The organism is Lutispora sp. (genome assembly GCF_041687175.1).
Classification (GTDB): Bacteria; Bacillota; Clostridia; order Lutisporales; family Lutisporaceae; genus Lutispora.
This window is the reverse complement of the sequence record NZ_JAWLCK010000166.1, coordinates 1-4,937: the sequence shown is the minus strand read 5'-3', so window position 1 is coordinate 4,937 and position 4,937 is coordinate 1. Positions and strand designations below refer to the sequence as shown.

2 protein-coding genes are annotated in these 4,937 nt (G+C 38.9%); both read left to right on the top strand.

Annotated elements, in window-relative coordinates; all coding sequences use genetic code 11:
• Window positions 1-1,033 (top strand): S-layer homology domain-containing protein (locus tag ACESM9_RS14450; protein ID WP_373000224.1); only part of this gene is annotated, 1,033 nt, incomplete at its 5' end.
• A gap of 279 nt (window positions 1,034-1,312) precedes the next feature.
• On the top strand, window positions 1,313-4,804 hold the full coding sequence (locus ACESM9_RS14445) for a hypothetical protein (protein WP_373000221.1): 3,492 nt from the start codon (window positions 1,313-1,315) through the stop codon (window positions 4,802-4,804).
• The last annotated feature ends 133 nt before the right edge of the window (window positions 4,805-4,937 follow it).

Genomic DNA, 4,937 nt, shown 5'->3' with positions numbered 1-4,937 from the left:
AGGCTTTGTGATTTACAGAACTTCTACCGGAGAGTGGGAACAGGCTGCAGTAGTAAGTGCTAATACTGCTACCTATACAGATACCAATCTTAAGCCTAATACTACCTATTATTATGCAGTATATGCATACAGAGACAGCACTTTCTCTGCACAATCCAATATTGCAGAGGTTTTGACTACACAAGCTGCATCAGCAGCTTTAGCAGCTCCTGAAGGACTCACAGCACAAGCACAGAAACCCAATGAAGTTGTATTAACTTGGCAGGATAAATCAGATGGTGAAGATGGATTTTTACTGTACAGAACATCCACAGGAGATTGGGAAGTGGTGGCAACACTAAGTGCTAATGTAACCACCTATACAGATGTTGCAGTCCAACCGAATACAAAATATTACTATGTAGTTTATGCGTATAAGGGAGAAACACCTTCCACAGAATCGAATATGGCAGAAGTAACAACACCAGGCCAGGCTGCAGCCACAGCGGTGGATTTCACTGGAGCAAGCAACTGGGCATTGGAAGAATTAAAAAAGGCCGTAGAATATGGCTTGTATACAGACAGGATAATGAACAATTATACTCAAAGTATAACACGTGAAGAATTCTGTGAACTGGTAGTAAAGCTCTATGAAAAATTGAAAGGTACAGCGGCCGTTCCTGTATCACCGAACCCATTTATAGATACTTCTAATGAAAACATACTCAAGGCATACGGTGCAGGAATTGTAACTGGAACAAGTGCAAATACATTTTCTCCCAACAATCTCATCACCAGACAGGATATATGTGTTATGCTCTATAGGGCGATAACAGGCTCAGTTCCAAATGTGGATACAAATATAGATGGAGTTCCTGCCTTTGCAGATGAAAGCCTGATAGGTTCCTGGGCTGTCAAAGAGGTGAAATTTGCAGCAAAGAATAATATTATGCAGGGCTCAGCTTCAAAGATTATGCCAAGAGACAATACCAGCAGGGAACAGGCAATATTGCTTGTAGCGAGAGTATATGAGAGATTTACAGGTAAAAAGTAGATAAAGTAAGTTATATGTTGCACAATATAATCTATTTATATTAATAAAGGCTTCCATTGGAAGCTTTTCTTATTGTGAAAAAAGTATTTTCTTCGTACAACTGGGGATGCAAAAAAATATTTTGCAACTTTTTGAAAGAATAATCAATAATTTAAAAGCATTTATTCCACTTTTTTCTTATCATAGAGTTAACATTGCATAATTGGACCAATCTGCCAATAAAACTATATGCTTTATGGGCATATAGCTTTCAAATTATTTTCAAAAGGAAGTGGAGAAATGAATAGGCACAATAGGAACATTTCGTTGTTTTTATCCTTGGTGATGATTTTTTCTATTGTAATATCACCTTTTACGGTAGCCGAAGCAAGTGCACCCACGGCACCTAGGACACCCACCAGGCGAACCATTGAGGATACTTTTTTAGAGACACCAGCTGATATTAAAATCCCAAGTATCAGTACACCAAAAATAGATCCAAACCTTCTTGATTTACGTTTAAAAAATAGGGACAGATTAGAAAGGGAAATCGGCAAGCTAGAAAAAGTAGAAACTGCCGCTAGGGCTCAGGGAGTAACATATAAATTGAAAGATGGTGTAGAAAAACTTCCTGAAACCATTAACTATGATCTGGAACAGATAAGGCTGGACGATATGGTAGCTTATGAAGGGGGAGCTAAGGTAACAGAGCAGGAAGCCATAGATCCGAAAAAATTCAAAGGCTTAAGGCACAACCCGGGCTCTAAGTACATGGTTCTGCCAAAAGATGCTGCCTCAACCTTTACACCAAAGCTTAACAAAATATATATTGATGAAGTGGAAGGCTTAGCCTATAAGGTTACTGAAAGCGGGGAAACAGATTCGGCAGGCAATAAGCAATATGTAGTAGAAACTCCCGAACTTACAGAAGTTTTTGAATCCTACACAATACCAAAACAAGACATAAAACTCACTACAGGAAATATAGCCTATATCGCACCGGGTGTAGAATTGGATCCTGCAAGCGGCATGACTAAAAACTACCTGGCTGCAAGCGATAAGGGCTTCATATCCAATGTTGAATATGATGGAAGCAGACATATCCTTCACCTTACTCCAGGTAAAATGATATTCCAATATCCTTCTAAGGAAGAGCAGGAAAAGACAGAAAAAGAAAAGGAAGAAGCTAAGAAGAAAAAGTTTGAAGGAGATTGGTGGGAGAAGGAACAGTACTCGGATCTAAGAGACTTTGAAGAAGAATCGGAACTGAAAGTTGAAATTAAAATAAAAGAAGGAACCATAGTCATCGAAGATCCAACCTTCCATGCAGACTTTGACCTGAACTGGCTGACCACTCGAGCGGTAGCAGATTTCTATTTTGAATCAAAAACCGTAGCAGATGTAATATTCGAAGGCAATTTGAAATTCAACAAAACCGTTGAAACCTGCATATTTGGATATGATATTGACCTCGGTTCAATAATGGGGAAAGAAAAAGGAAACAGAGCCTTTGTAGGAATATTCCTTGTGCTTGGCGCAAATGGCCAGGTTAATGTGGAAGTGAGAACTATTGCCACAGGCAATGCAAGAGCAGGATTTGCATACAAAGCATTTGCCTACGGTCTTGTACCTTACTTCGTAGGACCCTATGTAACATATAGACCTACTGGATTTGATGCTACCTTTAGCGCCAGTGGGGAACTCCATGCAGTATTAGCTTGTGTACCACAGGTAGGTGTAATAATCTGGGGTGTAGAAATAGGTGCACTACAAATATGGCTGGGATTGAAAGGAGATGCTGAATTCGATATCAAGGGGGGAGGTGGTACTGGTACCGACGGGAAGATTACCGGAAAGGGCTCACTGGATCTCAGTGCCTTTGCGGAAATGGTAGGCTTCCTATTCGGCAAGAGATACTCCATCTTTTATATAGACTTCCCCATCTATAAAGGCGAATGGGTTGTTGGAGAAGAGGTATCAGGAGGTGCAGGGGATCTTATAAGAGAAGTGACAGCCAGCTTCCTTGTAAAGGCTGATGCCAGCACAAATATAGTAGAAGGAAGAGTATTAATTGACAACGGTTCAATACCCTATGCAAAAAGGGATATAGATATAGAAATATATAATTGGAAGACAGATAAGTATAAAATCACACTTAGAAGTACTACAGACGATGAAGGAAACTTCAATATAAACACCGGTTCATACAACTTATTGCCATCAGACTATTTAATCTTTAAAATTACACCGGGAGATGTATATGAAAAAGATAATAAAAAATATAAAGTAACAGGCCAAAGCCGAGAAATATATCCAATTGTTCCTTATACAGAAATGGATTTCAATGTGGATCCTTTCAATGATGTGATTACAGGCGTAGTATCAGGCCAATACAATGGACCTGTTGATTTAGAAGTAGTCCATTGGGATTGGACCAGGACAAAATATACAGCAAACGCAGTAAACGGAGTTTTCTCATTAATGATACCTATAAAGGAAAAAACCAGATCAGTAGAAGGTTACTTAATCTTCGAAGGAGAAAAATATCCTGATCCAGAATATAATGTAAGAAGAGAACCAAATCTTGATGCATTGGAGATAGTATTCATAAATGAATATGAACCAGAAGTTGAGACAGATACTGAGACAGATACTGAGCAACAAACCAGCACTATAAGACAAATTCGAAGTACAAGACCTAGGAAAGGCGACGCAAGAACTAATGAAACTAATACTCAGGAAGAAAATACTGACGACAAAGGCAACAAATTAGTAAAACCCATTAAGATCATCGGAAGCATAACCAATAAGGCAGATATGGGTTTGGTAGAGGTAATGGGAGAAGATTATGTAAGAAATCCAGAATTAAATAATATGCCTGTAAAGCCATATCTGGGAAATGTAAAGATAGAAGCTATACCTCTAATTACTCCAATGATGAACATACTAAACGGAGGGAAATACTCGCATGTAACTGATCCATTGGCTGCAGAAGATGACTGGACTGCCACTGTTCAAGCTAAACAAGTTGTGATGGATGGTAAAGCTACAGGAGCGTCCTCCTTCGAATTCATCGATCCTCAAGCTCTGCACTATAGCTTAGAAATAGAACATGAGGGATACAAGAAAAAGGTTTACTTTGACCCATTTGAATTCCATGTTGAAAATACTGTGCAAAAAATCAATGAATTTGCAAACAGACCATTCCAAAAGGAAATAAGACTAATAACAGAAGAAAGAATAGAATCGGTAGTGAATCCTGCAGATAACCTGCTACCTGGAGATATCATGAGACCTGGTACTGATATAATGAATCCTGGTGACATGATGAATCCTGGAAATAGATTAAATCCAGGGGATATCATGAATCCTGGAAACCTGATGACTCCAGGAAACATCATGAATCAGCAGAACAATACATCTGATATAAACCTGAATAACCTGACTCCGGGAGTAACCATGAAACAAAGCGTAAAACAACCTGCAACAACCAATCTAAACCAATGGAATGCAAAATGGGCTACCAAATTAGGCACCATGGATTTGAGATTAAGTGGAACATCTATATCAGGAACTCTGGTGCAGGGAAAAACAGCCTATCAGATAGAAGGTAAAATAGTAGACGGAGTATTTAAAGGAACCGTGATGATACCATCAGAAACATCTTTGTTTGGTGATATAGCATCCTTTGAAATGCAAATGTCATCAGACGGCAAGACCATAGAATTTAAAAACTTCGGCAGCAATACACAATTAAAGAGCCTGAATGGCACCAAGGCTACTAGACAGTAGGAACATAGTAATTTGTAAGAGCACACCGCATGGTGTGCTCTTAATTTTTGTGCCATCTTGAGGGATTTGACGGAAGGATCTGGATATTAATATTTGGCACAAACTGAAGGATTATCCAAATATATGTCAAATA

Coding starts and splice junctions, on each gene's coding strand:
- ACESM9_RS14445 (WP_373000221.1), top strand. CDS start 1,313: ATGAATAGGCACAATAGGAACATTTCGTTGTTTTTATCCTTGGTGATG.